Genomic DNA, 26,360 nt, shown 5'->3' on the forward strand with positions numbered 1-26,360 from the left:
GAGCGGGGGCCAGCCCCCACACCCCCGGGATTTTTTTGGAACAGAGAAGGAGGCAAACGCCCGAATGTCGCTTTTTTCCCTCTTATGGCGCTAACTGCGCGTTTGTATGTGGGGGATGGGGTAATCACCACTCCACCAGTCGAGATGGATGAGGGGATCAGCGATGGCCGAGGCAGCAGCACGCAGACGGAGCCGTGGTGGTGGTGGCGCGGCGCGCCGGGCCGAGCGCAGCGCGGTGTCGTTCGAGACCGCCAAGTTCATCGAGCGCAACATCCCAAATTTCGAAGTGCTGACCGAAGAGGCGCTGCAGATCATCGAGCACAACGCCGAAACGGTACTGGAAGAGATCGGCGTGAACTTTCCCGACAATCCGCCCGCTCTCAAGCGCTGGGCCGATGCGGGTGCGGATATTGATGGCGAGCGGGTGCGCATTCCGCGCCGGCTGGCGCGGAAGCTATGTGCCACAGCGCCGGGCAGCTTTACCCAGCATGCGCGCAATCCGGAGCGTTCCGTTGTGATCGGCGGCAACAATCTCGTGCTGGCCCCGGTCTACGGACCACCCTTTGTGCGGGATGCCGAAGGCGGGCGGCGTTATGCGACGATGGAGGATTTCCGCAACTTCGTGAAGCTGGGCTACATGTCCAAATGGCTGCACCATTCGGGCGGCACGGTATGCGAACCCACGGACGTGGCAGTGAACAAGCGCCACCTCGACATGCTGCTTGCCCACATGACCCTGTCGGACAAGCCGTTCATGGGCTCGGTCACCGAACCGAGCCGCGCACGCGATTCTGTCGAGATGGCGCAAATCCTGTTCGGCAAGGACTTTGTCGCCGACAACACGGTGATGACGTCGCTGATCAACATCAACTCGCCCATGACCTTTGACGATGTGATGATGGGCGCGCTTGAGGTCTATGCCCAGGCCAACCAGGCCTGCATCATCTCGCCCTTTATCGTGGGCGGGGCCATGGCACCGGTGTCGGTGGCCGGCACCCTGACACAGGTCATGGCCGAGGTTCTGGCCGGTATCGCCTATTCGCAACTCTGCCGCGCAGGGGCGCCGGTGATCATGGGGGCCTTTGTGACGTCGATCGACATGAACTCGGGCGCGCCGACCTTTGGCACACCCGAAGCGGCGCATATCACCTATGGCGCTGGGCAATTGGCGCGGCGCATGGGGCTGCCCTATCGCTCGGCCGGGTCGTTCTGCGGCTCAAAACTGCCTGACGCGCAGGCGGCCTACGAAACGGCCAATTCGCTGAACATGGGGCTGCTCGCAGGCGTGAACTTCATGCTGCATTCCTGCGGCTGGCTGGAAGGCGGGCTCGTCAGCTCTTACGAGAAATTCGTGATGGACGCGGATCAGTTAGGCACGTTGCACCACCTGGCGGCGGGCGTGCAGATGGACGAAAACGCCCAAGCCATGGGCGCCATCCGCGAGGTGGGCCCCGGTGGGCACTACCTGGGCTGCGAACACACGCAGGCGAATTTCAAATCGTCATTCTGGAAGTCCGATCTGCTGGACTACAAACCGTTCGAAACCTGGGAAGACGAGGGCGCGCGCGACACCCAGGCCCTGGCCAGCGCGCGGGTCAAGAAGATGTTGGGCGACTACCAGCAGCCCGCGCTCGATCCGGCCATCAACGACGCGCTCAACGCCTATGTGGCCGAGAAGAAGGCGGCCGAGCCAGACAGCTTCATGTAGGCTCAGCCCACGGGATCAAGCTGGGCGGCGCGCAGAATGCGGGCCTCGCCCACGATGGCGATCAGCACGTCGATATGGCGCAGCAGGCTGTAAGACGAATCGTCCCCAAGGCGCATCGCGTTCAATTCGCCCTCGATTTCCATCAGACGCATCAGTGCGGCACCGTGGCGCGGCAGGCTGCCATATCCCAAAAGTCGGGGCAGATGCGCGCTGCGACGGTAGTCTTCGGCCCCGATTCGGGCCGCCCGCATCAACAGGCGGGGGCGGCGCAAAGCGTTCAACATCGACAAAATATCTTTCATTTCCGGTGCTCCTTTGGCGTTTGCAAGGTCGATCCCCATCGATCTCGCAAGATCACCATGGCACAACCTGAACGGGTGTTGCGCGGCCTGCGGCGCTGCCGTTCGTTGGTTTAGCAACTGTTTATCTTTTAGAAACAATGCTGCTCATATCGACGAATATTAACGAACGAGTAACCAATGCACTTCTAGGTTGTGTGGAAAACCTGTGGACAACCGTGGCGCTACGACCCCGGGGCCTGACATGAAGAGGACGGATACGACACCATGCATCAGATCAATCGATCAGACCCGGTGCTTGCGGGATTGCCGGCTTGGGTGCCGGATGCTGCGCTGCACTATCTGGCCCATACCGAGGCCGGTTTGCCGATCCGTGAACTGGCGCGCAAATCCGGGTGTCATGCCTCGACCGTCTTGCGTCAGATCCGCAGATTTGAAACCCGCCGTGACGATCCACTGATCGACGCGATCCTGCGGAAACTGGGTGCGCACGTGGTTCAAAAGGATCTCGTCGGACGCATTTTCGCAACACAAGGAACGCTCTCCGATGCAAGCCGCCGCACAGGAACAAAGCCCCGACACCCCCACACTGACGCGTGATGCCCGCCGCATCTTGCGCAGGCTCTGCGAAACAGGCGCGGTTCTGGCCGTCGCCGTGGATATGGAAAAGGCCGTCGTGATACGCGATGGCGCCAGCGGGGCCAGCACGCGCACCGCCGTGGTTGACCGCAAGGTGGCCGAGGCCATGGCGCTTCAGGACTGGATCAGCGCCGAACGCGCGGGCCGCATCACACGCTACAAGATCACGCCTGCCGGGCGCGCGGCCCTCGCCGAAATGATGGACGGTGAAGAGGCGGCGACCCCCGCGGGCATGGCAGAGGCCCCGGCCGAGTTTGCCGACCAGCACCGCGTGTGGGGCGAACGAACAGTGCGCGACAACGAAACGGGCCAGCCGCGCAAGGTGCGCTACAACCTCGCCGAATCCCCTCTCACCGCCCTTGCGCGTCGCCGCGACAAGGATGGCAGCACCTTCCTCAGCGACGATCTGGTGACTGCGGGTGAGCGGTTGCGCGAAGATTTCGAACTGGCCCAGATGGGCCCGCGGGTCGCCCAGAACTGGGATCGGTTCCTGACCGGGGGCGGGCGCGGCGGCTTTGCCCAGGACAGCGGTGTGGGCAACGGCCCTGAACATGCGCGTGCACGGGTCGCCAACGCGCTTAAGGATTTGGGCCCCGGCCTGTCGGACGTGGTGCTGCGTTGCTGTTGCTACCTCGAAGGGCTCGAAAGCGCGGAAAAGCGGCTCGGCTGGTCGGCGCGCTCGGGCAAGATCGTGCTGCGCATCGCCCTCATGCGCCTCAAGCAGCATTATGACGAGACGACGGGACCAGGGGGCGGCCTGATCGGCTGACACCCCCCGATCCTCGGAAAATGGCGCTGCGATCCCTCCCTCGCAGCGCCATTTTTTATGTGCCGACGAATTCTGCGCCCCCCTTGCGCTGGGTCAAACCCGTGATGCAGCATTGCCGATAGGACGACAGGCAAGGGGCATCATCGGGCAAGGAACGGAGGACAAGGCATGGCACGACAATTGGGCGCGATGCTGTGCTGCATCGCTGTGATCCTGGGAACCACCACACCGTCCACCACGTCGGCGCGCGAAAGCGGCAACTGGGCTGTCTCCGCCCTCGCAGGCACCTTGACCACGGGCAGTTGGCACGAGGCGATCAACCCCGGAAAGCTCGACTTTGCAGACAGTTACATGCTGGGTGGCGCGCTGTCCTGGGAACGTCCCATTGGCGCCAGCCGCTTCCAATTCGGCGTCGAGGCGCAGCTTTTGGCGCATGTCGGTCGGCAGGATCACTTTGAACTGAACGTGCCCGTCGTACTGCGCTACGTGCCCGAAACGACGCGCGGGATCAGTTCCGTGGCCGCAGGGCTTGGCCTGTCCTATGCCAGCAAAATCCCGCAGGTCGAGATCGACCGCAACGGCGCGTCCCAACGCCTGTTTGTCTATTGGATGGCCGAGGTCGAATTCCCCCTCGCGCACCCCGATCGCAGCGCCCTGATCCGCTTGCACCACCGCTCTGACGGTTACGGCATTTTCGACGTGGATGCAGGCTCGACCGGCTTTGTCTTTGGCCTGCGTCACCGGTTCTAGGTGCGACCTTGCGCTGATTGGACATTGGCACGGGCGATCACTAGATAAGGCATCAGGCTTGGATATTGCCAAAAGGAACAGCAGATGAGTCCGCGCGATCTGAAAATCCCCGAACAGCGCCACCCTGAAAAGGCGCGCCGCCCGGACAATCCGCAGCCCAAGAAACCCGACTGGATCAGGGTCAAGGCCCCCGGCGGCGACGGGTACACCGAAACCGCCCGGATCATGCGCGAGAACAAGCTGGTGACCGTCTGCGAAGAGGCCGGATGCCCAAATGTGGGCGAATGCTGGAGCCAGGGCCACGCCACCATGATGATCATGGGCGAGGTCTGTACACGTGCCTGCACCTTCTGCAACATCGCCACCGGCAAACCGCCCGAAGATCTGGATGCGTTCGAGCCGGGGCGCGTGGCGCATGCCGTTGAAAAGCTGGGGCTGAACCACGTCGTCATCACCTCGGTGGACCGTGACGATATCGAGGATGGCGGCGCCGATCACTTTGCCCAGACCATTCGCGCGATCCGTCACCGCAGCCCGGGCACCACGATTGAAATCCTGACACCAGACTTTATTCGCTGTGATCCCAAGGTGTTGGAGGTCGTTGTTGAAGCGCGCCCGGACGTGTTCAACCACAACCTCGAAACCGTGCCTGGCCTCTATCCCGAGGTGCGCCCCGGCGCCCGCTATTTCCATTCGCTGCGCCTGCTGCAACGGGTCAAGGAACTTGATCCCAGCATGTTCACCAAGTCAGGAATCATGGTCGGCCTCGGCGAAGACCGCCAATCCGTCATTCAGGTGATGGAAGACATGCGCGCCGCCGATATCGATTTCCTGACCATCGGCCAGTACCTGCAGCCCACGCCGAAACACCACCGCGTGGACCGGTTCGTGACGCCCGAGGAATTCGCGTCTTACGAAAAGGCCGCCTATGGCAAAGGGTTCCTGATGGTCTCCGCGACGCCGCTCACGCGCTCGTCCTACCATGCGGGCGACGATTTTGCCCGTCTGCGCGCCGCACGTCAGGCCAAGCTGGGCCGCGCCTAGGGGCTGGCGACTGGCGGCAGCGCCTTGACGTAAGCGGCCAGTGCCTCGCGGTCTGCGCGGGGCAATTGGCTCAGGTTTTCAACGACTTCGGCCATTTCGCCACCCGCGCTGTCATAGTCCGGCGTGAACCCGGACGTGAAGTACTCGACCAGATCGGTCGCGCTCCAATCCAGTGCGGCGGGGGTGATGTTGGGGATCGTGCCTTTGCCCGACGGGTTCGGCGCGCCCCCCATCCATGCTGTGCGGTCCAGACCGCCCACCGCATTGCGCGGTGTGTGACACTCGGCGCAATGGGCCAATCCTTCGGCGAGGTAGCGGCCACGCTCCAGCACCGGATCGCTCGCCTCCATCACGAACCCATCGGGGACAAAGGCCAGTTTCCACAGGCCCAGCCCGCGCCGGATGTTGAACGGAAAGCCGACATCATGCGGGATATTGGCCACCTCGCTCGGCGGTAAGGTCTGCATATAGGCAAACAGGTCGGCGACATCCGCTTCGGTCATGTGCTGATAGGCGCCATAGGGAAAGGCCGGATAGTAATGCGCGCCATCCGGCGACACGCCCACGGTGACGGCGCGCGCGAACGTGTCCTGATCCCAACTGCCGATCCCGACCTCGGGATGTGGAGAAATGTTGGGCGCATAAAACGTGCCGAAGTCACTTGGAAAGGACAGGCCGCCGGACAGCACGGGTGGCCCTTCGCCCTCAGCCTGCGGGCTGACATGGCATGACGCGCAGCTCCCGGCGGCAAAGACCAGGGCACCGGCGGTCGGGTCGGGCACGTGGCCCTGCGCAAAGTCAGCAGGCAGTTGTGCGGGGCGGGTCAGCAACAGGCCAACCGCGCCCCCGACAATCGCCATGATGATCAGGGATCGGGCCAGACGGCGCATCGCCTAGTTTTTGGGGCCGCGATAGGTTTCGTGGCATCCTTTGCAACTGCCGCCGACACCGCCCATGGCCGCACGCAGCGCCTCCAGATCCGTGCCCGCCGCTGTCACCATCGCAGCTGCCGCCGTCTCAAGGGCGACGGCCTTTTCCTCGAAACCTGCAGGATCGCTCCAGATCTCCGCCTTGGCGCGCGAGCCGTCAACGGCGCCCTGTTCGCTGCCTTCGATCCAGAGGGTTGCGCGTTTCATCGCGGCGGCAGCGGCCAGGTTTTCCGCAGCGGCTGTGGCAAGGGCGGCGTCATAGGGCACATCGCCCTTCGCCATATTGCCGAGCATGCCGGTGTGATAGGAAATCATCGTCATCTGCGCGCCACGCGCCTTCACCGCGCCATCGAGGGCAGGGTTGGCGTGGCTGGCTGCAAATGCAGTGGCTGCGATCGCAACAGTGGCCGCGGTAAGACCAAAAAGACGCGTCATGGGAAACTCCTCTGTCAATGATGACCAAAGCGTAGCGCGGATTTGCGCATCGCCAAAGTCACAAGTTCAGGATGGCAGATATCGCGCATGGCTCAACGCAGGTCTGCAGGCGCAAGCGCAAACCGGCGAACAGTGGCGCAAGGCACCGCATCGGGCCGGGCAGTGCGCTCAAAATCCGGGCATGGCGCCCGCGGTCAGGTAAAGCGGACCTTGCCGATATAGGGCAGGTTGCGGTTGCGCTGTGCAAAGTCGATGCCATAGCCCACGACAAATTCATCCGGGATTTCAAACCCGGTCCAGTCGGCCTTGACCTCGACCTCGCGCTTGGTCGGTTTGTCGAGCAGGGCAATGGTGCGCAGCTTGGCCGGATTGCGCCCCTTCAGCAGGCGGATCACGTGGTGCATCGTGTAACCGGTGTCGACGATATCCTCGACAACCAGCACGTCGCGCCCTTCAATAGTGCCACGCAAGTCCTTGAGAATGCGCACTTCCCGACTGCTCTCCATGCCATCGCCATAGGAAGACGCCTCGAGGAAATCGACCTCGATGGGCAAGTCCAGCTCGCGCACCAGATCGGCGATGAACACGAAGGATCCGCGCAACAGACCCACCACAACCAGCTTGTCCGTGTCTGTAAACTCGGCCTTGATTTCGCCGCACAGGTCCTCGATCCGGGCGGCAATCGCCTTGGCCGAGATCATCTTGTCTATGACATATGGCCGCTGCGGCATAGGCATCCCCTTGATTTCACCCCCGTTCGCGACACATCCGTGCGCAACAGTTCCCACGAGGTCCTTCCTAACCCAATGCCCACCCATTCCGAAACCCGCTTCCTGCCGTACACGGCCCAGCAAATGTATGACCTCGTGGCCGATGTGTCCGCCTATCCGCAGTTTCTGCCGTGGTGTGCGGCGGCGCGGGTGCGCAAGGTCACGCCCAAAGGTGATCACGACGTGATGGAGGCGGACCTCGTGATCAGCTTCAAGGTGTTCCGCGAACGCTTTGGCAGCCTGGTCGTGCTGTGGCCCGAGGCGCACAAGATCGACACCGAATACCTCGACGGGCCCTTTCGCTACATGAAATCCAACTGGGCCTTCACGGATGCGCCGGGCGGGTGCGAGGTGTCGTTCTTCGTGGATTTCGAATTCAAGAACGCGATCCTTCAGGGCATCATCGGCGTGGTCTTCAACGAGGCGATGCAGCGCATCGTGCGCGCCTTTGAACGCCGCGCGGCGGCGCTGTATTCCCAAGCCTGACTGTGCCAGTCTGCCGCCCAAAGGCTTGGAGGCAGGAATGACAGTCACCCCCATACTCGCCCGCATGTCCGCGGATGTGTTCAGCAGTGCGGTGACGGACGCCGCGCTCGACGTGATGCGCTTGTCGGTTGTGGATTGGGCGGCTGTGGCCATTGCCGGGCGGCTCGAACCCGTGACGCAGGCCGTCAACCATGTCGAGATGGAGAATGGCGGCCACCCGACCGCTTCTGTCGTCGGGCGTGCCACGCGTTTGCCCATGCGCGGCGCGGCGATGGTCAACGGCACTGCCGCCCATGCGCTTGATTTCGACGACACGCATTTTGCCCATATCGGCCACCCGAGCGCGGTGATCGTCTCGGCAGCACTTGCCATGGCCGAACACCAGGGCGAGGGGGATGGCGACATGTTCCTGCGCGCGGCCCTTGTGGGGGCCGAGACGTCCATTCGCACCGGCCTCTGGCTGGGGCGCGCGCATTACGAAGTCGGCTTTCACCAGACGGCCACGTCCGGCATCATCGGCGCAGCGGTGGCCGGGACCGCGATCTTCGATCTCGACATGCAAGAGGCGTGCAGCGCCATCGGTCTGGCCGCCACGCGCGCCGCTGGCCTCAAGGTGCAGTTCGGAACCATGGGCAAACCCTATCACGCCGGCATGGCGGCTGCGGGCGCTGTCGAGGCCGTGCAGGCCGCCGTTGTCGGTGTGGAGGGCGCGCAAGAAGTGCTCGGCGGCCCGTTTGGCTTTGGCGCGACCCATCACGGGACAGGGGACATGTCCGCATTTGAGCATGCCGACTACCTCTTTCCCAATGTCAGCCACAAGTATCACGCCTGCTGCCACGGCACCCACGCCGCGATCGAGGCGGTGCTGGCCTTGCGCGACCAGATCTCACCAGCCGCCGTCGAGCGGATCGAGATTGCCGTTCACCCCCGTTGGCTCGACGTGTGCGCGATCCCCGCACCCCAGACCCGGCTCGAGGCCAAGTTCAGCCTGTCCGCGACAGCGGCGCTGGCGCTGCTGGGCCGTCCGCTCAACACGGATCTGGCGTTTGAACCGGATGTGATCCTCGCCCCCGATGTTGTCGCCCTGCGGGACGCTGTCCAGGTCAGGGGCGATGCCACACTCAGCGATACACAAGCCTCCGTGCGCATCGAGGCGGGTCGGGACAGCCACGCAACGACGCACGATCTGGCGCAGGCCGCACCCCTGGCCGAGCGGCAATCGCGCATCCGGGCCAAGGCCACGGCCCTGATCGGTGCGGATCAGACGGACGTCCTGTGGCGCGCCGTCCATGCCCAAGGTGGCGTTGACCTCGACGCGCTTGGCACGGTGTTGCGCGGCGACTGACGCAAACGGGCCCCACACTGGGGGCCCGCGCAAAAACTTGGTCTTGGTCTGGGTCAGCTGCTGATATCGTATCCGCGCTCGCCATGGACGATCAGGTCCAGACCCTGTTCTTCGGTGTCCTGATCCACGCGCAGTGGCGTGATCGCACGCACGACCAAGACCAGCACGACACTGACAACCAATGTGTAGACCCCCACGATCACCAGCGATCCCAGCTGTGCCGCCCATGCGCCGGCGCCAAAGACCGCGATCATGATGGTGCCGAAAATGCCGCCCACACCGTGGACCGCGAACACATCCAGCGTGTCGTCGATCTTGAGCGTGTTGCGGATCACGTTGACCGCCTCCTGACAAAGCACACCTGCGACCGCGCCGATAATCAGTGCCTCGACAGGGCCGACAAATCCGCTGGCAGGCGTGATCGAGGCGAGACCCGCAATCGTGCCGGTGACCATGCCGACCAGTGAGGCCTTGCCGAACTTGATCCGCTCCCAAAGTGCCCAGGTGAGCGAGGCGGTCGCGGCAGAGATATGCGTGACGGTCAGTGCCATCGCCGCGCCGCCATCAGCCGCCAGTTGCGAGCCGCCGTTAAAGCCGAACCAACCGACCCACAGCAGGGCCGCACCCATCATCACCATGCCCGGGTTGTGCGGTGGCACGTTCTGGTTCTTGCGCGCGCCCAGGAATACGGCCAGCACCAGCGCCGCAATTCCGGCCGTTTCGTGCACCACGATACCGCCCGCAAAATCGCGCACGCCTGTCTCGCCAAAAATGCCACCATCGGCCAGCATCCCGCCGCCCCAGACCCAATGCACCACCGGCGCATAGCACAACAGCATCCAAAGGGCCGAGAAGAGCAGAACAAAGCCAAAGCCGATCCGCTCCACATAGGCCCCGACGATCAGCGCGGGCGTGATGATGGCAAATGTCATCTGAAAGGCAAAGAACAGGATTTCGGGCAATGTGCCCGACAGGCTGTCCGCCGTCACACCGCTCAGCAGCAATTTGTCGAGGCCGCCCCAAAATCCGCTGCCCCCGCCGCCAAATGCGATGGAATAGCCCGCGACGAACCACAAGATGCTCATCAAACAGGCAATCGCATAGCAGTGCATGAAAACGCTCAGCACGTTGCGGGCGCGCACAAGGCCCCCGTAGAAAAGTGCAAGCCCTGGCAGTGTCATCAGCAGCACCAGTGCAGTTGCCACGATGATCCAGGCTGTATCGGCTCCGTTCATTGTCCCCTCCGGTTTTTGTTTGGAGGTGGCAGTGGCGGAGTGCGCCTGCGGAAAAAAGAGGCAATGGCGTATAGGGACGCCAATTAATCAGTCAAAACCAAAAGAGGTTAAGAAGTGGGCGGTTTTGTGCGTCTGTTGATTAATTTATGAGCGACTTGAGAAGTTGTGTGCTCAACGACCCAGCAGACGATCCCGCAACAGTGTCAGCGCATGATCGCGCGCGGCGACGCGCACGGCGTCGCGGCCTTGGGCCCCGAACTCCACGGTTTCCACATGCGTTTGCACCGCGTCCGCAACCCCAAAACAAACGCGGCCCTCGGGTTTGAACTCGGACCCGCCGGGGCCCGCAATCCCGGTGATCGACACGGCCAGTTGCACCGGCGCGTGGGCCAGCGCACCCGCGGCCATCTCCGCCGCGACTTCTTCGCTGACCGCGCCGTGGGCGTCCAATGTGGCGGGCGACACGCCCAACATCTCGATCTTGGCTATGTTGGTGTAGGTCACGAACCCGCGTTCGACCACGGCGGACGAGCCGGGGATATCGGTTAGGGCCGCCGCGACCATGCCGCCTGTACAGCTCTCTGCTGTGGCGATCATGATCCCGCGTTCCTTCGCCAGATCAAGGACTTCCACGGCGACGCTCATCTTGCCAGTACCCCGTGATACAGCCCGGCTAACAGGATCACGCCGATGGCAGCAAACACGCCTGCAATCACGTCATCCAGCATCACACCCAGCGCATCACCACGCCGGTCCGCCCAGCCAACAAGCCAGGGCTTCCAGATGTCAAACAGGCGAAACAGGACAAAGGCGGCAATCCAACCGGGCCACATCACCAAACCATCAAGGCCCGGCGACCACCCCACATAGAGGATCGGGGCGAGCGCAATCCACTGGCCAACCACTTCGTCCACAACGATTTCCGAGGGATCATGATCACTTTGCCCCGCCGTCATCTGCGCCGTGGCCCACCACCCGGCGGCAAACAGCGCAAGGCACAGTATGGCCAGCGCTGGAAACCCGGCGACAACATGCACTGCCCATGCCAGTGGCAGCGCAGCGGCCGATCCCCAGGTCCCGGGGGCAGGGCGCAGATAGCCGACCCCGCCCACTGTGCCGATCATGCGCGCGATCATGGGCGCACCAGCGCGGCGGTCGCAATGCAGGCGATGCCTTCGCCCCGACCGGTAAAGCCCAGACGTTCCGATGTCGTCGCCTTTACCGATACGCGGTCTTCGTCCAGTTCCATGATCTCTGCCATGACGGTGCGCATTTGCGCCGCATGGGGCCCGACCTTTGGGAACTCGCAAATCAGCGTGCAATCCACATTGGAAATCTCGAACCCCATCTCGCGGGCCAGGGCGCAGGCATGGCGCAGGAAAATGTGGCTTTCCGCCCCCTTCCATTGCGGGTCAGAGGGCGGAAAGTGCTGGCCAATGTCACCGCGCGCCAGGGCACCATAGATGGCGTCCGTCACCGTGTGCATGCCCACATCCGCATCCGAATGGCCGACCAGCCCGGCATCGTGAGGCACCTTTACACCGCACAGGGTCACATGATCGCCCGGCCCAAACGCATGCACGTCAAACCCATTGCCCAGCCTAATGTCCATCTCGCCCCCGCAGGATTCGCTCCGCGCGCGCAAAGTCGCCCGGCAGTGTGATTTTCAGATTGTCTTCGTCGCCCGGCACGATGGCGACGTCCAGACCGAATGCGCGCGCCACCTCGACATCATCCGCCGCACCGCCCGGATGGGCGGCATGCGCGTCCCGGATCGCGCCGAGATGAAAGCCCTGCGGCGTCTGCGCACGGTAAAGGCCGGTGCGGTCCTGCGTGCCGGTGACCCGGCCATTATTCCCGGTCCACAGGGCATCCGTCACCGCCAATGCAGGGGCCGCGCCCTGGTGCGACTCGAGCGCCTCCAGCACGTCCGAGATCGTCTGCGCGCTGACAAGCGGACGGGCGACGTCGTGGATCAGCACCCTGTCCATGCCCTGCACCGCCTCCAGCCCGCTGCGCACCGAGGCTGCGCGATCCGCGCCGCCCCACGCAATCACCGTCCGCGCATCGACAAAGGGCCCGGCCCGGTCTGCGTCATCGCGGTGCAGCACCAGCACGATCTGACCAATGCCGGGATGGACGCGAAAGGCGGCAAGAGTGTGCGCAAGGATGGGCGTATCGGCCAGCATCTGCCACTGCTTGGGCAACTCGCCACCAGCGCGCTGGCCACGCCCGGCAGCAACGATTACGGCTGCGGCAGTTGTCATGTCGGCTGTGCCCATATCATGGCGAAACCTCTAGGCCTTCGTGTCCTGCCTGTCCATGGCGGGTCCGGTGTGCACAAAAAACAGGCATATACCCTAAGCCATGGCAGTGAATGCATTTGCATTGATTGAGAAAGGTCAAACACTGCTATAGCTCAAATGAAACGCACAAGGATTAGGCACGCATCCATGGCCACTGGCCCCCTCGATATGACGGCCCCCGTGATGCTGGCCCCCATGGCCGGAATCACCGATCTGCCGTTTCGCACCCTCGTTGCGCGCTTTGGCGCGGGTATGGTGGTGTCCGAGATGGTGGCGAGCCACGACATGCTGAACGCGCGCCCCGGCAGCCGGGAAAAGGCGGAGCTGGGCCTTGGCGCTGCGGGCACTGCTGTCCAGTTGGCCGGACGCGAGGCCGCCCCGATGGCCGAGGCGGCCAGAATGGTCGCAGGGCAGGGCGCGCAGGTGATCGACATCAACATGGGCTGCCCGGCCAAGAAGGTGACGCAGGGCTATTCCGGCTCGGCCCTGATGCGCGACCCCGACCACGCACTGACGTTGATCGAGGCGGTAGTGAACGCGGTCGATATCCCCGTGACGCTGAAAACCCGGCTGGGCTGGGATGACGCCATGATGAACGCGCCCCAGATCGCGGCGCGGGCCGAAGCCGCAGGCATCCGTCAGATCGTCATCCACGGGCGCACACGCTGCCAGTTTTACAAGGGCCGCGCCGACTGGGCCGCCATCCGCGCAGTCAAGGATGCGGTGCGCATCCCCGTCATCGCCAATGGCGACATCGTTGACGCCAGCACTGCCCGCACAGCCCTGCACCTGTCCGGCGCGGATGGTGTGATGATCGGGCGCGGCGCGCAAGGCAAGCCCTGGCTGCTGGCCGAGGTGGCGCATGCGCTTTACGGCACGCCCGCACCACAGATCCCGACGGGGCAGGACCTGATCGACCTTGTGATGGAACACTATACCGAAATGCTGCGGTTCTACGGTGATGTGTTGGGGCTGCGGGTCGCGCGCAAGCATCTGGGCTGGTTCATGGACACGGCGCAAACCGGCCCTGACATGCGCCGCGCCGTGCTGACGGCCAAGACGCCCAAGGCGACGCTGGATCTGTTGCCGCGCGCCCTGACGCCTCAATCCGGCATGGCAGCTGCATGACCGGGGTCGGGGATCTTTGGGCCTCGTTGCCGGTGCCGACCATCGTGATCGGGCCAGGTGACGATATCGTGGATATCAACTCGGCGGCCGAGGGGTTCTTCAACTCGTCGGTCAAAACGATGCGCGGCATGCCGCTCTGGGATCAACTCGCCGTAGATGCCCCGCTTGAGGACAGCCTCGCACGGGCGCGCAAGAACGGCACGCCGCTGTTCGTGAACGATGTGGACGTGGGCAATGGCCAGCGCGCGCCGCTGCAATGCGCGTTGCAGATCGCCCCACTTGTGGGCGCGCCGGAGCATATGGTGCTGATGATCTCGCCGCGCGAACTGGCGGGGCGGATGACGCAGAACCATTCGGTCAAGTCCGCAGCCAAATCCGCCATCGGCATGGCCGAAATGCTCGCACACGAGATCAAGAACCCGCTCGCCGGGATCACGGGTGCGGCACAGCTTCTCAGCATGAACCTCGCTCCAGAAGACCTTGAACTCACAGACCTAATCGTTGAAGAAAGCCGCCGTATCGTCAAACTGCTCGAGCAGGTGGAGCAGTTTGGCAACCTGTCGCCGCCCGACCTGCGGCCCGTCAACATCCACGATGTGCTTGACCGCGCGCGCCGCTCGGCGCTGCTGGGCTTTGGCGCGCAGATGAACATCATCGAAGATTACGATCCCTCGCTGCCGCTGTCCTACGGCGATCCCGACCAATTGCTGCAAGTGGTGCTGAACCTGCTCAAGAACGCCTCCGAAGCCGCCGGTGACACGGGCGGCACGATCCGGTTGCACAGCTATTTCGAACACTCCTTCCGCCTGCGCCGTGCGGATGGGTCGGGCCAGTCACTGCCCCTCCAAATCGAAATCATCGACGACGGTCCGGGCCTGCCCAATGGCATTGCCGCCGACATCTTTGACCCTTTCGTGTCGGGCAAGGAAAACGGCACCGGCCTTGGCCTCGCGCTGGTTTCCAAGATCATCTCGGATCACGACGGCTGGATTTCGGTCACGTCCGTCCCCGGCAAGACCGTGTTCCGCTTGTCGCTTCCCCGCGCCCCGAAATCCGCCCTGATCGCCGCTCAAAAAGAGGATTAACACATGGATGGCACCGTACTCGTCGCTGATGACGACCGCACGATCCGCACTGTTCTGACCCAGGCCCTCACGCGGGCGGGGTGCAAGGTGCACGCGACGTCCAGCCTGACCACGCTGATGCGCTGGGTGGGCGAGGGCAAAGGCGATGTGGTGATCTCGGATGTGATGATGCCCGATGGCAACGGGCTCGAGATGTTGCCCAAGATCAGCCAGGACCGTCCCGGCCTGCCGGTGATCGTGATCTCGGCGCAGAACACGATCATGACGGCGATCCAGGCCGCCGAGGCCGAGGCCTATGACTACCTCCCCAAGCCCTTCGATCTGCCGGACCTGATGAAACGCACTGCCAAAGCGCTCGAGGCCAAGGCCCACAGCCCCGTGCGTGTCGAGGAAGACGACCGGCCCGACGAGTTGCCGCTGGTGGGGCGCACCGCGATCATGCAGGCGCTTTACCGCGTCGTGGCGCGTGTGATGAACACCGATCTGCCTGTGCTGATCTGGGGCGAAAGCGGGACAGGCAAATCCCTGATTGCCCGCGCGATCCACGACTTTTCCGACCGCCGCACGCTGCCCTTCGTGACCGTGACGGCGGCAGAGCTGCAAGACCTCGAAGGGCCTGCGCGCGTGCTGGCGCGGGTCAAGGGGGGCACGCTGCTGATCGACGAAATCGGCGATATCCCCGAAGAAATCCAGGCCCGTATCGTGCGCATGATGGACACGCCGGGCGAATATGTGCCGCGCTTTCTGGCGACCTCGCAGACCGACCTCACGGCGGCGATGGAGGCGGGACAGGTCCGCAAGGATCTCTATTACCGCCTGTCCGGGGCCACGCTGAATGTGCCCGCCTTGCGCGAACGGGTCGATGACATCCCGCTGCTGGCCGAACACTTCCTTGTGCGCGTGGAAAAGACGGGGCAGGCGCGCCGCGTACTGTCCGAAGCGGCCGCGGAAATCTTCCGCACCTACAGCTGGCCGGGCAACGTGCGCCAACTTGAAAATGCGGTGCGCCGGCTTGGGCTGACCAGCCGCGCCATGGAAATCTCGGCGGGTGAAGTCGAACAGGTGCTGGGCAGCCAACCCGAACTCGAACCGATCCGCAGTGCCGGCGATACGGAAAAGCTGGGTGCCTCCGTCGCGCGCCATCTCAAGCGCTACTTCGATTTGCATGGCAATATGTTGCCACCCCCCGGCCTCTACCAGCGCATCCTGCGCGAGGTCGAAGCGCCCCTGATCGAGATCGCATTGGACGCAACAGGCGGAAATCAGGCCAAATGCGCCGATCTGCTCGGCATCAACCGAAATACGTTGCGCAAGAAAATTACCGATTTGGATATTGAGGTGACACGCCGTCGCAAATTGATGTAATACTGCCACACAACCCGTGGCTTCCGCGCCGCATGGCGCAGTCGACCACTGGATATGGCGGTAATGGTACGCAAGTGCCACATCATCGAGGACGTGCCACGTGGCATCTGGGACACGCACCAGCTGGTGGATGACCTTTTCGCGACTGCGTCGGCGCAAGCGTTTGCGCAATGCCGCCACGCTTGGGCTGGTTGTGCTTGGCCCGGTCCTGGCGCTGATCACCTTCCTTGTGCTTGGCCCGCTCGATCTCGGGGCAAGCGCGCTGTCGCTGCGCCTCGTGCTGCTGACCGACCTTGTCTATGTGCTGGTTGTGGCCGCGCTGGTCCTGTCCCAGATCGGGCGGCTGATCGCGGCGCGGCGGGCCAAATCCGCAGGCTCGCGGCTGCACCTGCGCCTGACGGGGGTCTTTGCCCTGCTGGCCCTGATTCCGACGGTCACGGTCGCCGTTTTTGCCGGGCTCACCATCAATATCGGGCTCGAGGGGTGGTTTTCGGATCGTGTCAGCCGCGTTGTGGGGGCCTCTCTGGCCGCGGCAGAGGCCTACGAATCCGAACAGCGCGAGGACCTGATCACCGACGCCCGCGCGCTGGCCCGTTACATCGACGACGTGCGCGCCGCACAGCCCGTGGGCGACCGCACGGTGTTGACCGACGGACAGGTGCAGGTGCAGCGCGGCCTGCGCGAGGCCTACCTGATCGACGGCACGGGCGAATTGCGCGCGCGCGGTGCCCGCTCTTACCTCTTTGATTTCGAACGCCCCTCGACCGATCTGATCGAACAGGCCGTCGAAACGGGCGGGCTGGTTATCCAGGACTGGCCCAACAACGAATTCCGCGCGCTGGTGCCGCTGGCCAGCTACGTGGATCGGTTCCTCTATGTCAGCCGCGATGTGGATGGCGAAATCCTGTCGCTGCTTGATGAAACGCAAGAGACGATCCGGCTCTACCAGCAATTGGAGAGCGAGCGCGGCAGGGTGCTGTTCCAATACGGTGTGCTTTATCTCGGCTTTGCCGTGATCCTGATCCTGGCCGCCGTCTGGCTGGGCCTGTGGTTTGCCGAACGCCTGTCAGGCCCCGTGGGGCGTCTGACCGGGGCGGCGCAGCGTGTTGGGGCAGGTGACCTCGACGTGCAGGTGCGCGAGGAAGAGGGCGACGACGAAATCGCCATGCTCGGGCGCTACTTCAACCAGATGACCAAACAGCTCAAGGGGCAACGCCAGACCCTGCTGGACAACACCCAACAGATCGAACGCCGCCGCAGGCTGTTTGACTCGGTGCTCAGCTCGGTCACATCCGGCGTGGTGGGTGTGGACCCATCGGGCAAGGTGACCTTCGTGAACCGCGCGGGCGCGCGCCTGCTCGATTGGCAAGAGGATCGCGAATCCGTGCCGCTCTCGGTCGCCGTGCCCGAATTTGCAGCCCTGTTCGCGCTTTTGCGCGCCAGCCCGCAGCAGGTCGCGCAGGGCGAGGTCAAGGTCACCCGCAACGGGCGGCTGGAAAACCTGCTGGTGCGCATGGCGACACGGCGCAACGAGGATGGGCGGCTGGAGGGCTATGTGCTGGCCTTTGATGATGTCACCGATCTGGTCAGCGCGCAGCGCATGGCCGCCTGGGGCGACGTGGCGCGCCGCATCGCACACGAGATCAAGAACCCGCTGACCCCGATTCAGCTGTCCGCGGAACGGATCAAACGCAAATTCGCCCCCAAGCTGGGCGAGGACAGCGACAGCCTCGAACAGATGACGGACGTGATCGTGCGCCAGACAGGTGACTTGCGGCGCATCGTCGATGAATTCTCCAAATTTGCGCGCATGCCCGAACCCGACAGGCAAAGCCATGATCTGGTGTCCATCGTGCGCGACGCGGTGGTCCTGCAACGCTCTGGCCAGCCGGATGTGTATATTGCGGATGCGCTGCCCGACCAGCCCGTTCTGGGCGATGTTGATGCGACCATGCTGTCTCAGGCGCTCACGAACCTTGTGAAGAACGCGGGCGAAGCAATTGAATCCTTGTATAAAAAGGGCATGGTTCCTGACGGACACACCCCCAGGATCGAAGTGGCGATGCAGACCGGGCCCACAGGGGCCGTCATCACCATTTCAGACAACGGCGTCGGCCTGCCTGAAGACCGGGCGCGCCTGTTCGAACCCTATGTCACCACACGCGACGAAGGCACGGGCCTCGGCCTGCCCATCGTCAAGAAGATCATCGAAGAACACGGGGGCACCTTGACCCTCGATGACGCGGCCCCCTTTGCGGGCCAAACCCATTTCGGCGCCAAGGCAGTGATCACGCTGCCCCTGGCCCCGGTCTCAGTTGAGCAGGAGCAAGCGGTATGAGCGATATCTTGATCGTAGATGATGAACGCGACATTCGGGAACTGATCTCGGATATTCTGGAAGACGAAGGCTATGCCACCCGGCTGGCAGGCAATTCAGACGACGCGATGAACGCCATCAACACGGCGGAACCGGCGCTGATGATCCTCGACATCTGGCTCAAGGACAGCCGGATGGACGGCATCGATATCCTCAAGGCGGTGAAACGCGACAACCCGGATGTGCCGGTCGTCATCATCTCGGGGCACGGCAACATCGAAATCGCGGTGGCGGCGATCAAGCAGGGGGCCTATGACTTCATTGAAAAGCCCTTCAACATCGACCAGCTGCTCGTGGTGATCCGGCGCGCCATGGAAACCTCGCGCCTGCGCCGCGAGAACCAGAGCCTGCGCCGCCCCGAGGCCGCGCAATCCAAGATGGTGGGTGGCTCGGCCAGCTTCCGCGCGCTGATCTCGCAGCTCGACAAGGTCACCAAGTCCAATGGGCGCGTGATGCTGACGGGCCCGGCCGGGTCGGGCAAAGAGGTCGCGGCCCGCTACATCCACGCCAAATCCAACCGGGCCGATGCCCCCTTTGTCACCGTGAACTGCGCCAGCGTCGCCCCTGAAAGCATGGAAGAGGTCCTGTTTGGCCGCGAGACCCCCGAACGTGGGGTAGAGCCGGGGCTGTTGGAACAGGCCCATGGCGGCGTGATCTATTTTGACGAAGTGGCGGACATGCCGGTGGGCACCCAATCCAAGATCCTGCGCGTGCTGGTGGACCAGCAATTCCAGCGGGTCGGGGGCAGCGACAAGGTGCGCGTGGATCTGCGCGTGATCTCGTCCACCAACCGCGATCTGGAAGAGGCGATTGCCGCCGAAACCTTCCGCCAGGAGCTTTACCACCGGCTGAACGTGGTGCCGATTGCGGTGCCGAGCCTCGAAGAGCGGCGCGAGGACATCCCGGTGCTGGCAAGCCACTTTGTCGAGGAATTCAACAGCGCCCAGGGTCTGCCCATGCGCGCGTTGAGCGAGGATGCGGCCGCATTGCTGCAAACCATGGTCTGGCCGGGAAACGTGCGCCAGCTCAAGAACATGGTCGAACGCGTGCTGATCCTTGGCGATGGCACAGGGCCTATCGAGGCGCGCGAACTGCCCAGCTCGGAAGAGCCCAGCGATGAAGAAGGGCGCGTGGTGCTCTCTGGCGCGCTGGCGACGCTGCCCCTGCGCGAGGCCCGCGAGGCGTTCGAGCGTGAATACCTGCTGACCCAGATCAACCGCTTTGGCGGCAATATCAGCCGCACGGCGAATTTTGTCGGGATGGAACGCTCGGCGCTGCATCGCAAGCTGAAGTCGCTCGGGGTGGTGACATCGTCGAAGGCGGGGGCGCGCGTCGCTCATCTGGACGAGGCAGAGGCAGAAGCCAGCTAGTCGGAAACTGGCGCAGTTTCCGGCTCTTTTTCCGACGCGGAAAAAGGGCGCTGCCCAGGCCGCGCGCCCGGAAAACGCGTCGTTTTCCAACCGTTTTCCGTGTCGGAAAACGGCCCTAGCGCGCCCGTACCGCCAATTGCGCCAGCACATCCAGCCCCTGCATGTTCAGGAAATGCAGCATGTCGATGAAAATCCAGTTTTCGGCCAGCTTGTCGCCCTCACGCCGATAGATATCGACCACCCGCATGTCCGCCACGCGCCCCGATGGCGGCAGGCCGAGGTAAGGCCCGCTGCATTCCATCGACAGGTTCGGCCAGCCAAAGAAGCCACCATAGGTGCCTTCCGCCATCCGGCAGATATGCCCGTTGAAGGTGCGCGCGCCCAGTTGCGTGCGAAACGGGCGCTGGTGCTGTTCGATATAGCGCTCAATCGTGTAGGTCGCGCCGATCCCGGTCGGCCCCCACCACACCATGTCGTCATGCCAGTTGCGCGCCAGTTCTTCCTGCGAGGTGGGCGGATTGTCCGCTGTGTTCGCCTCGTCAATCGAGCCGATCATGCGCTCGATCAGATCCAGCGTCTTGCGCCCTTCATCGACATCCTGTGCGTCAAACAGCAGCCCGTCATGGGTGGCTGGCCCGGGCTGCACCAGTTGTGCGCCCGTCATCTCGGACAGGGGGTACTGACCCGCCTGCGCCATCAGATGCAACAGATCGACAAACAGGGCCTGTTCTGTGATCTGTTCACCCTCCACCCGTGAAAACTCCGCATAGCGGATCATCACGATCTTGCCGGTGGGCTGAATGCCCAGGAATGGCGCATCGAACAACGCCATGAAGTGGCCCATCGAGGCGACCCAGGTGCCACCCGCCTCCAGATCGTTTTCGCCTGCAAAGAACACATCCTGACGGCGCTGCACGTTGCGCATGGCCTGCAACAAGGGCGTCCAGAACACTTCGGCCACGGCACCTGCACCGGTCTGCACATGAAACGGGTGCATCCCGCGCCACGTGGCTTGCGGGCTCAAATGCTCCGCCAAGGCATCGGCCACAGTCTCGGGGGTGGCGCGCGCAAGCGCTGCGTGATGGGCCTGCACGCAGGCCTTGGCACGGGAAAGATCGGTCATGGTTATCCTTGGGTGACGATACGCAGGCCGCCATCGGTGCGAATGGCGCAGCTGTTGGCGTTGAGGCGGGGCAGGACGGGCGAGGGGCCGGGTGGGGCGGCCTGGGCCACCCCTTGTGGGCAGGCAGGCAGTTCGACCGGGCGATACCCCCGATCACCCATGCACAAGGCCTTGACGCGGCTGCGCAAATCCTTGTTCACGTCCACGGTATAGATCTCTCCGGGCACCCAGTATCCGCCGCGATTATAGCATTGCCCGGACGCATCGCAGACGCGGCGCGGCACAAAGCGCGAGGGGTACTGGCGCGTCTGGTTGGCGACGGGCGCATCGCGCAGGGCAACGACATCGCATTGGGTGTTGTCCCGGTCCAGCCGGGCCGCGCTGACCCCTTCGGCATAGTAGGTCGAGACCGGCAGACAGCCGCACAACAACAGGGGAAGGATCCAGATCGCACGCATGGCCGGACATTGACCCAAGCCCGCCGCTTTGACAATTGCGATTCAGTCCCGCACGCGCCATGGGCTTGCCGTTGCGCAGACGTTGACCCTGTGCGCGCTGTCTGTCATGCAAAGAGGCTGAGACGGGCGCCCCGTGACGCGCCCCAATACGGGGACAAAGATGAAGGTCATCATCTGCGGAGCAGGCCAGGTGGGCTGGCAGATCGCCCGCCACCTGTCGGGTGAGCGCAACGATGTCACTGTGGTCGACAGCGACCCCGACCTCGTGCGGCGCGCCACCGATACGCTGGACGTGCAGGGGGTCGCAGGCTTTGCCAGCTATCCCGACATCCTCGACCGGGCCGGGGCGCGCGATGCGGACATGATCATCGCGGCGACACACTCGGACGAGGTCAACATGGTCACCTGCCAGGTGGCCCACTCGGTCTTTGGCATCAACCGCAAGATCGCGCGGCTGCGCAGCCAGTCCTACCTCACGGCGATCTATTCCGACCTCTACCGGCGCGATCACATGCCCATCGACGTGGTGATCAGCCCCGAACGCGAGGTCGCCACCGCCGCCCTGCAGCGGCTCAGCGCGCCCGCGGCCTTTGACACCGAACTGTTCATCGACGGGCAGGCGCAACTCCTGGGCATCGCGCTTGATGCCGATTGCCCCGTGCTCAACACGCCCTTGCGCCAGCTCACCGATCTGTTCTCGACCTTGCGCGTTGTCGTCGTCGGCGTGCGGCGCGAGGGGACGCTTTTTGCGCCCGAGGCGAGCGACCAGCTGTTCGCAGGGGACGAGGCCTATGTCTTTGCCCATGTCGACGATGTGCCGCGCACCATGGAAGTTTTCGGCAAGACGATGTCGAAACAGGAACGCGTCGTGCTCGTGGGCGGGGGCAATGTCGGCCTCGCCGTGGCCCGCGCCCTGGAAAAACGCACGAACCGCGTGCGCACCAAGGTGATCGAACGCAACCGCAAATGCGCCGAACTGGCCGCCGAGGCGCTGGAGCGCACCATTGTGCTCAATGGCGACGGGCTCGACGTGACGCTGCTGGCCGAGGCGGGGGTCAGCCGCGCCGATGCCATGCTGGCCGTGACGGATGACGACAAGACCAACATGCTGGCCGCAGTGCGCGCCAAGTCCGAAGGGTGCCCCTACGCCATCGCCCTGATCAACGACCCCACGCTTGTCCCGATGATGAGCGCGCTGGGGATCGATGCCTATATCAACCCGCGCGCCACCACCGTGTCCTCGATCCTGCGCCATATCCGGCACGGGCGTGTGCGCTCGGTCTATTCCATCGGCGATGCCGATGCCGAGGTGATCGAAGCCGAAGTGCTGTCGACCTCACCCATGGCCGGGAAAAAGATCAACGAGATCGACTTTCCCGAGGGCGTGCTTGTCGGCTCGGTCCGCAAGGGCGACAAGGTCATGCGGCCCGTCGGCAACACCCGCATCGACGACGGGGATGTGATCGCACTCTTTGCATTGGCCAAGGACGTGCCAGAGGTGGAGCGCCTGATGCAGGTGTCCATCGACTTCTTCTGATGCGCAGCCGACCCAAACGCAGCATTTGGGCCACGGTGCTGCATTTGCCGCTGTTTCTGTTGCTTGTAGGGGCGTTTTCGGCGGCCATGCTGGTGCCTGCCGTCTATGGCGGCGTGGTGCGGGATTTGGTGGCGGCGCGGGCCTTTCTCTATAGCGGGTTGCTGGGGCTGACGGTGTTTTTCCTGATCGCACTGGCCCATGCGGGGCGCGATCCGCGCCACGGCACACTTGGCCCGCTCATGTCGCTGCTCTGCGTGTTCGTGTTCCTGCCGGTGATGTTGGCTGTGCCCTTTTTCGAGGGGCTGCGCACGACCACGTTTCTGAATGCCTATGTGGAAATGGTCAGCGCGATCACCACGACGGGGGCGACGATCTTTGACAATCCCGACCGGCTGAACGGCACGCTGCATCTGTGGCGTGCGCAGGTAGGGTGGATGGGCGGATTGCTGATGTGGGTGGCCGCCTCTGCCATCCTCGCACCGCTCAACCTGGGTGGGTTCGAAGTCACGGCGCGGGCCGAACCGGGGCGCAGTGCGTCGCGCGACATCGGCATGTCCGCACCCGAAGTCCGCGTGCGCATCGCCAAGGTCGGGGCCGTGCTGTTGCCGATCTACGTGGCGCTCACACTCCTGTTGTGGATCCTGCTGACCGTGGGGGGCGACACCTCGCTCACCGCGCTCTGCCATGCGATGTCGATCATGGCCACGTCGGGCATCTCGCCTGTTGGGGGGCTCACGGGCGAGGGGTCGGGCATGGCGGGCGAGGCGGTCATGTTGCTCTTCATGCTGTTTGCGCTGTCGCGGCTGACCTTCTCGACCGATACCGTCACATCCGAAGCCGGCGGGCTGATCCGCGACCCCGAATTCCGCATCGGCATCGCGCTGGTTATTGCCGTGCCGGTCGTGCTGTTCGTGCGCCACTTCCTCGGGGCGGTCGATGTGAATGCGCAGGACAACCTTGCCGATGCGGGCCGCGCGCTCTGGGGCAGCGCCTTTACGGTGCTCTCCTTCCTGACGACAACGGGCTTTGCCTCGGCGAACTGGGCGGATGCGCAGGCCTGGTCCGGGCTGGAAACGCCGGGCCTGTTGCTGATGGGGCTGGCGCTGGTCGGTGGCGGGGTCGCCACCACGGCGGGGGGCGTGAAACTGCTGCGCGTTTTTGCACTATATCTCAATGGCCTGCGCGAGATGGAGCGGCTGGTCCACCCATCCTCTGTCAGCGGGGCCAGCACGATGGGGCGGCGCCTGCAAAAGGACGGGGCGTTCATCGCCTGGATCTTTTTCATGCTCTTTGCCATCACGCTTGCGCTGATCAGCATCCTGCTGTCGGCAGCGGGCGTGCCCTTTGACACCGCTTTGGTCATTGCGGTGTCGGGCCTGTCGACCACGGGCCCACTGCTGGATGTAGCCGCAAGCGAACCGATCCGCCTGATCGAACTCAGCGGGGCGGCCAAGGCGATTTTCGTCGCCGCCATGGTGCTTGGGCGGCTCGAGACACTGGCCATCATCGCGCTTTTCACACCGGATTTGTGGCGCGGTTAGGCAAGGCTTCGCGGTAGGTCCGTAACGGACTGTTTTTTGGGCTGGAATCTTCGCAAACCCCAAGACATACTCCGCGCGGAGGGACGGTCTGATCCGCAGGCCAAAGCAAGAACAAAAGGGTTAACCGACATGGCTTCGGACAGACAGAATTTACAAGACGCGTTTTTGAATCACGTGCGCAAGACCAAGGTGCCTGTGACGATTTTCCTGATTAATGGTGTGAAATTGCAAGGCGTTATCACGTGGTTTGACAACTTCTGCGTGCTGCTGCGCCGTGACGGTCAAAGCCAGTTGGTGTACAAACACGCCATCTCGACCATCATGCCCAGCCAGCCGATTTCGCTATATGAGGGCGAAGACGCCTCTTGATGGGGGAGATGCCGGAGTTTACCCGCGCCTGGGTGCTCCATCCCGATATCAAAGCCGATCAGACCCGGCGCGATGCCACGCTCGCGCTGGCCGAAGCCGTGTCTCTGGCCCACGCGCTGCCTGAATTGCAGGTGGTCGGGCAGGAAATCGTGCCACTGCCCAAAGTTCGGGCAGGTCTGTTGTTTGGCTCGGGCAAGATCGAGGAATTGGGGCGGCGTTTGCATGACGCCGAAGTCGAACTGGTCCTCATCGACGGCCCCGTCACGCCCGTACAACAGCGCAATCTGGAAAAGGCGTGGAAGGTCAAACTGCTCGACCGCACCAGCCTGATCCTCGAAATCTTCTCGGACCGCGCCGCCACCCGCGAGGGCGTATTGCAGGTCGAGATGGCGGCACTCACCTATCAGCGCACCCGCCTTGTGCGCGCCTGGACCCACCTGGAACGCCAGCGGGGCGGTCTGGGGTTTGTGGGCGGGCCGGGTGAGACCCAGATCGAGGCGGACCGCCGTGCCATCGACACACAACTAGTACGGTTGCGCCGCCAGCTTGAAAAGGTGGTCAAGACCCGCACGCTGCACCGCGCAGCGCGGGCCAAGGTGCCTTATCCCATCGTCGCGCTTGTCGGCTATACGAACGCCGGAAAATCCACACTTTTCAACCGCTTGACCGGCGCGGACGTGATGGCCAAGGACATGCTTTTTGCCACGCTGGACCCGACCATGCGCCGGGTCGAACTGGAAGACGGCCCCGAGGTGATCCTGTCGGACACGGTGGGCTTCATCTCTGATCTGCCCACCGAACTGGTCGCCGCCTTCCGCGCCACGCTCGAAGAGGTTCTGGCCGCCGACATCGTTGTCCACGTGCGCGACATTTCCCACCCCGAGACCGAGGCGCAGGCCGAAGACGTGCGCACCATCTTGACCGATCTCGGCATCGACGACACGCGCACGCAACTCGAAGTCTGGAACAAGATCGACCTGCTGGACGGGGACGCCGCCGATGCCATCCGCGCCCGCGCTGAACGCGAAGACAGCATCTTTGCCCTGTCCGCCATCACGGGCGAGGGGATCGAGGCGCTGCTGGCCCAGGTGGCCGAAACGCTGCAAGGGGCGGTCACGACCGAAACGCTGGTGCTGCCCTATTCGCAGGGGCGCAAACGGGCCTGGCTGTTTGAACAGGACGTGGTCGAGGCTGAGCGCCAGGGCGAAGACGGATTCGAGTTCGACGTGCGCTGGACAGCCATCCAGAAGGCCCGGTTCGAGGGTTTGTAACGGAGCGGTCTTTGGCGCAAA

The 26,360-nt window shown here is 63.7% G+C and carries 25 protein-coding genes and 1 pseudogene; 15 read left to right on the forward strand and 11 right to left on the reverse strand.

The window, feature by feature from the left end; genetic code table 11:
* Positions 1-163 precede the first annotated feature (163 nt).
* Positions 164-1,708, forward strand: coding sequence for a trimethylamine methyltransferase family protein (locus ACMHLQ_RS21700; RefSeq protein ID WP_415402747.1), 1,545 nt, complete (start codon positions 164-166; stop codon positions 1,706-1,708).
* Positions 1,709-1,710: 2 nt separating this feature from the next.
* Here ACMHLQ_RS21700 and ACMHLQ_RS21705 read toward each other — a convergent pair whose 3' ends face one another.
* A complete protein-coding gene (locus ACMHLQ_RS21705; protein WP_415402748.1) occupies positions 1,711-2,010 on the reverse strand; it encodes a DUF6477 family protein in 300 nt (99 codons plus the stop codon).
* A gap of 264 nt (positions 2,011-2,274) precedes the next feature.
* On the opposite strand from ACMHLQ_RS21705, the pseudogene ACMHLQ_RS21710 reads away from it, so the two are divergent.
* The 3 genes and pseudogenes from ACMHLQ_RS21710 to lipA all read left to right on the forward strand — a co-directional run bounded on the left by ACMHLQ_RS21710 (position 2,275) and on the right by lipA (position 5,209).
* Positions 2,275-3,415, forward strand: a pseudogene (locus ACMHLQ_RS21710) (DUF6456 domain-containing protein).
* A gap of 168 nt (positions 3,416-3,583) precedes the next feature.
* Positions 3,584-4,165 (forward strand): hypothetical protein, encoded by a 582-nt coding sequence (locus tag ACMHLQ_RS21715; RefSeq protein ID WP_415402749.1) that lies wholly within the window; start codon positions 3,584-3,586, stop codon positions 4,163-4,165.
* An 84-nt stretch (positions 4,166-4,249) separates the two neighbouring features.
* Complete coding sequence (gene lipA / locus ACMHLQ_RS21720) at positions 4,250-5,209, forward strand: lipoyl synthase (RefSeq protein WP_415402750.1); 960 nt, start codon at positions 4,250-4,252, stop codon at positions 5,207-5,209.
* Here lipA and ACMHLQ_RS21725 read toward each other — a convergent pair.
* From ACMHLQ_RS21725 to hpt, 3 genes are all read right to left on the reverse strand, one after another.
* Positions 5,206-6,099, reverse strand: a complete 894-nt coding sequence (locus ACMHLQ_RS21725) for a c-type cytochrome (RefSeq protein WP_415402751.1) — start codon at positions 6,097-6,099, stop codon at positions 5,206-5,208. The two genes, lipA and ACMHLQ_RS21725, sit on opposite strands and share 4 nt — an antisense overlap.
* Positions 6,100-6,102: 3 nt before the next feature.
* Entirely contained in the window at positions 6,103-6,573 is a 471-nt protein-coding gene (locus ACMHLQ_RS21730; RefSeq protein ID WP_415402752.1) for a c-type cytochrome, read from the reverse strand.
* A 194-nt stretch (positions 6,574-6,767) separates the two neighbouring features.
* Complete coding sequence (hpt, locus tag ACMHLQ_RS21735; RefSeq protein ID WP_415402753.1) at positions 6,768-7,304, reverse strand: hypoxanthine phosphoribosyltransferase; 537 nt, start codon at positions 7,302-7,304, stop codon at positions 6,768-6,770.
* A gap of 75 nt (positions 7,305-7,379) precedes the next feature.
* Between hpt and ACMHLQ_RS21740 the strand changes: the two genes are divergently transcribed.
* Together ACMHLQ_RS21740 and ACMHLQ_RS21745 are read left to right on the forward strand one after the other, a co-directional pair.
* Positions 7,380-7,829: a type II toxin-antitoxin system RatA family toxin gene (locus ACMHLQ_RS21740; protein WP_415402754.1), complete on the forward strand. Its 450-nt coding sequence runs from the start codon at positions 7,380-7,382 to the stop codon at positions 7,827-7,829.
* 37 nt (positions 7,830-7,866) lie between these two features.
* The gene (locus ACMHLQ_RS21745; RefSeq protein WP_415402755.1) at positions 7,867-9,174 is read left to right on the forward strand and encodes an MmgE/PrpD family protein; all 1,308 of its coding nucleotides are present in this window, start codon (positions 7,867-7,869) and stop codon (positions 9,172-9,174) included.
* A 53-nt stretch (positions 9,175-9,227) separates the two neighbouring features.
* Here ACMHLQ_RS21745 and ACMHLQ_RS21750 read toward each other — a convergent pair whose 3' ends face one another.
* The 5 genes from ACMHLQ_RS21750 to ispD all read right to left on the reverse strand — a co-directional run bounded on the left by ACMHLQ_RS21750 (position 9,228) and on the right by ispD (position 12,676).
* Positions 9,228-10,409 (reverse strand): ammonium transporter, encoded by a 1,182-nt coding sequence (locus ACMHLQ_RS21750; RefSeq protein ID WP_415402756.1) that lies wholly within the window; start codon positions 10,407-10,409, stop codon positions 9,228-9,230.
* 171 nt (positions 10,410-10,580) lie between these two features.
* Complete coding sequence (locus ACMHLQ_RS21755) at positions 10,581-11,054, reverse strand: CinA family protein (protein WP_415402757.1); 474 nt, start codon at positions 11,052-11,054, stop codon at positions 10,581-10,583.
* The gene (locus ACMHLQ_RS21760) at positions 11,051-11,545 is read right to left on the reverse strand and encodes a phosphatidylglycerophosphatase A (protein WP_415402758.1); all 495 of its coding nucleotides are present in this window, start codon (positions 11,543-11,545) and stop codon (positions 11,051-11,053) included. The genes ACMHLQ_RS21755 and ACMHLQ_RS21760 overlap by 4 nt, the downstream gene beginning before the upstream one ends.
* A complete protein-coding gene (gene ispF / locus ACMHLQ_RS21765; protein WP_415402759.1) occupies positions 11,542-12,021 on the reverse strand; it encodes a 2-C-methyl-D-erythritol 2,4-cyclodiphosphate synthase in 480 nt (159 codons plus the stop codon). The genes ACMHLQ_RS21760 and ispF overlap by 4 nt, the downstream gene beginning before the upstream one ends.
* Entirely contained in the window at positions 12,011-12,676 is a 666-nt protein-coding gene (gene ispD / locus ACMHLQ_RS21770) for a 2-C-methyl-D-erythritol 4-phosphate cytidylyltransferase (protein ID WP_415402760.1), read from the reverse strand. The genes ispF and ispD overlap by 11 nt, the downstream gene beginning before the upstream one ends.
* Before the next feature lie 186 nt (positions 12,677-12,862).
* Between ispD and dusB the strand changes: the two genes are divergently transcribed.
* From dusB to ACMHLQ_RS21795, 5 genes are all read left to right on the forward strand, one after another.
* Entirely contained in the window at positions 12,863-13,843 is a 981-nt protein-coding gene (dusB, locus tag ACMHLQ_RS21775; protein WP_415402761.1) for a tRNA dihydrouridine synthase DusB, read from the forward strand.
* Complete coding sequence (locus ACMHLQ_RS21780; RefSeq protein WP_415402762.1) at positions 13,840-14,928, forward strand: two-component system sensor histidine kinase NtrB; 1,089 nt, start codon at positions 13,840-13,842, stop codon at positions 14,926-14,928. Before dusB ends, ACMHLQ_RS21780 begins: the two co-directional genes overlap by 4 nt.
* Before the next feature lie 3 nt (positions 14,929-14,931).
* Positions 14,932-16,293, forward strand: coding sequence for a response regulator (locus ACMHLQ_RS21785; protein ID WP_415402763.1), 1,362 nt, complete (start codon positions 14,932-14,934; stop codon positions 16,291-16,293).
* Positions 16,294-16,423: 130 nt separating this feature from the next.
* On the forward strand, positions 16,424-18,631 hold the full coding sequence (locus ACMHLQ_RS21790; RefSeq protein ID WP_415405332.1) for an ATP-binding protein: 2,208 nt from the start codon (positions 16,424-16,426) through the stop codon (positions 18,629-18,631).
* Entirely contained in the window at positions 18,628-20,040 is a 1,413-nt protein-coding gene (locus tag ACMHLQ_RS21795; protein ID WP_415402764.1) for a sigma-54-dependent transcriptional regulator, read from the forward strand. The genes ACMHLQ_RS21790 and ACMHLQ_RS21795 overlap by 4 nt, the downstream gene beginning before the upstream one ends.
* A 115-nt stretch (positions 20,041-20,155) precedes the next feature.
* Here the strand turns inward: ACMHLQ_RS21795 and ACMHLQ_RS21800 are convergent, their stop codons facing one another.
* Both ACMHLQ_RS21800 and ACMHLQ_RS21805 read right to left on the reverse strand, forming a co-directional pair.
* On the reverse strand, positions 20,156-21,163 hold the full coding sequence (locus ACMHLQ_RS21800; RefSeq protein ID WP_415402765.1) for an ester cyclase: 1,008 nt from the start codon (positions 21,161-21,163) through the stop codon (positions 20,156-20,158).
* 2 nt (positions 21,164-21,165) lie between these two features.
* Positions 21,166-21,621 carry a hypothetical protein gene (locus ACMHLQ_RS21805; RefSeq protein WP_415402766.1) on the reverse strand — a complete coding sequence of 152 codons (456 nt, stop codon included), beginning with the start codon at positions 21,619-21,621 and terminating at the stop codon, positions 21,166-21,168.
* Positions 21,622-21,781: 160 nt separating this feature from the next.
* Here ACMHLQ_RS21805 and trkA point away from each other — a divergent pair, with 160 nt between their 5' ends.
* The 4 genes from trkA to hflX all read left to right on the forward strand — a co-directional run bounded on the left by trkA (position 21,782) and on the right by hflX (position 26,339).
* Positions 21,782-23,158 (forward strand): Trk system potassium transporter TrkA, encoded by a 1,377-nt coding sequence (gene trkA / locus ACMHLQ_RS21810; RefSeq protein WP_415402767.1) that lies wholly within the window; start codon positions 21,782-21,784, stop codon positions 23,156-23,158.
* The gene (locus tag ACMHLQ_RS21815) at positions 23,158-24,699 is read left to right on the forward strand and encodes a TrkH family potassium uptake protein (RefSeq protein WP_415402768.1); all 1,542 of its coding nucleotides are present in this window, start codon (positions 23,158-23,160) and stop codon (positions 24,697-24,699) included. The genes trkA and ACMHLQ_RS21815 overlap by 1 nt, the downstream gene beginning before the upstream one ends.
* 129 nt (positions 24,700-24,828) lie before the next feature.
* Positions 24,829-25,068: an RNA chaperone Hfq gene (hfq, locus tag ACMHLQ_RS21820; protein ID WP_007119530.1), complete on the forward strand. Its 240-nt coding sequence runs from the start codon at positions 24,829-24,831 to the stop codon at positions 25,066-25,068.
* On the forward strand, positions 25,068-26,339 hold the full coding sequence (gene hflX / locus ACMHLQ_RS21825; RefSeq protein ID WP_415402769.1) for a GTPase HflX: 1,272 nt from the start codon (positions 25,068-25,070) through the stop codon (positions 26,337-26,339). The genes hfq and hflX overlap by 1 nt, the downstream gene beginning before the upstream one ends.
* Positions 26,340-26,360 lie beyond the last annotated feature (21 nt).

It is taken from the genome of Tateyamaria algicola, from assembly GCF_047715485.1.
Taxonomy (GTDB): domain Bacteria; phylum Pseudomonadota; class Alphaproteobacteria; order Rhodobacterales; family Rhodobacteraceae; genus Tateyamaria.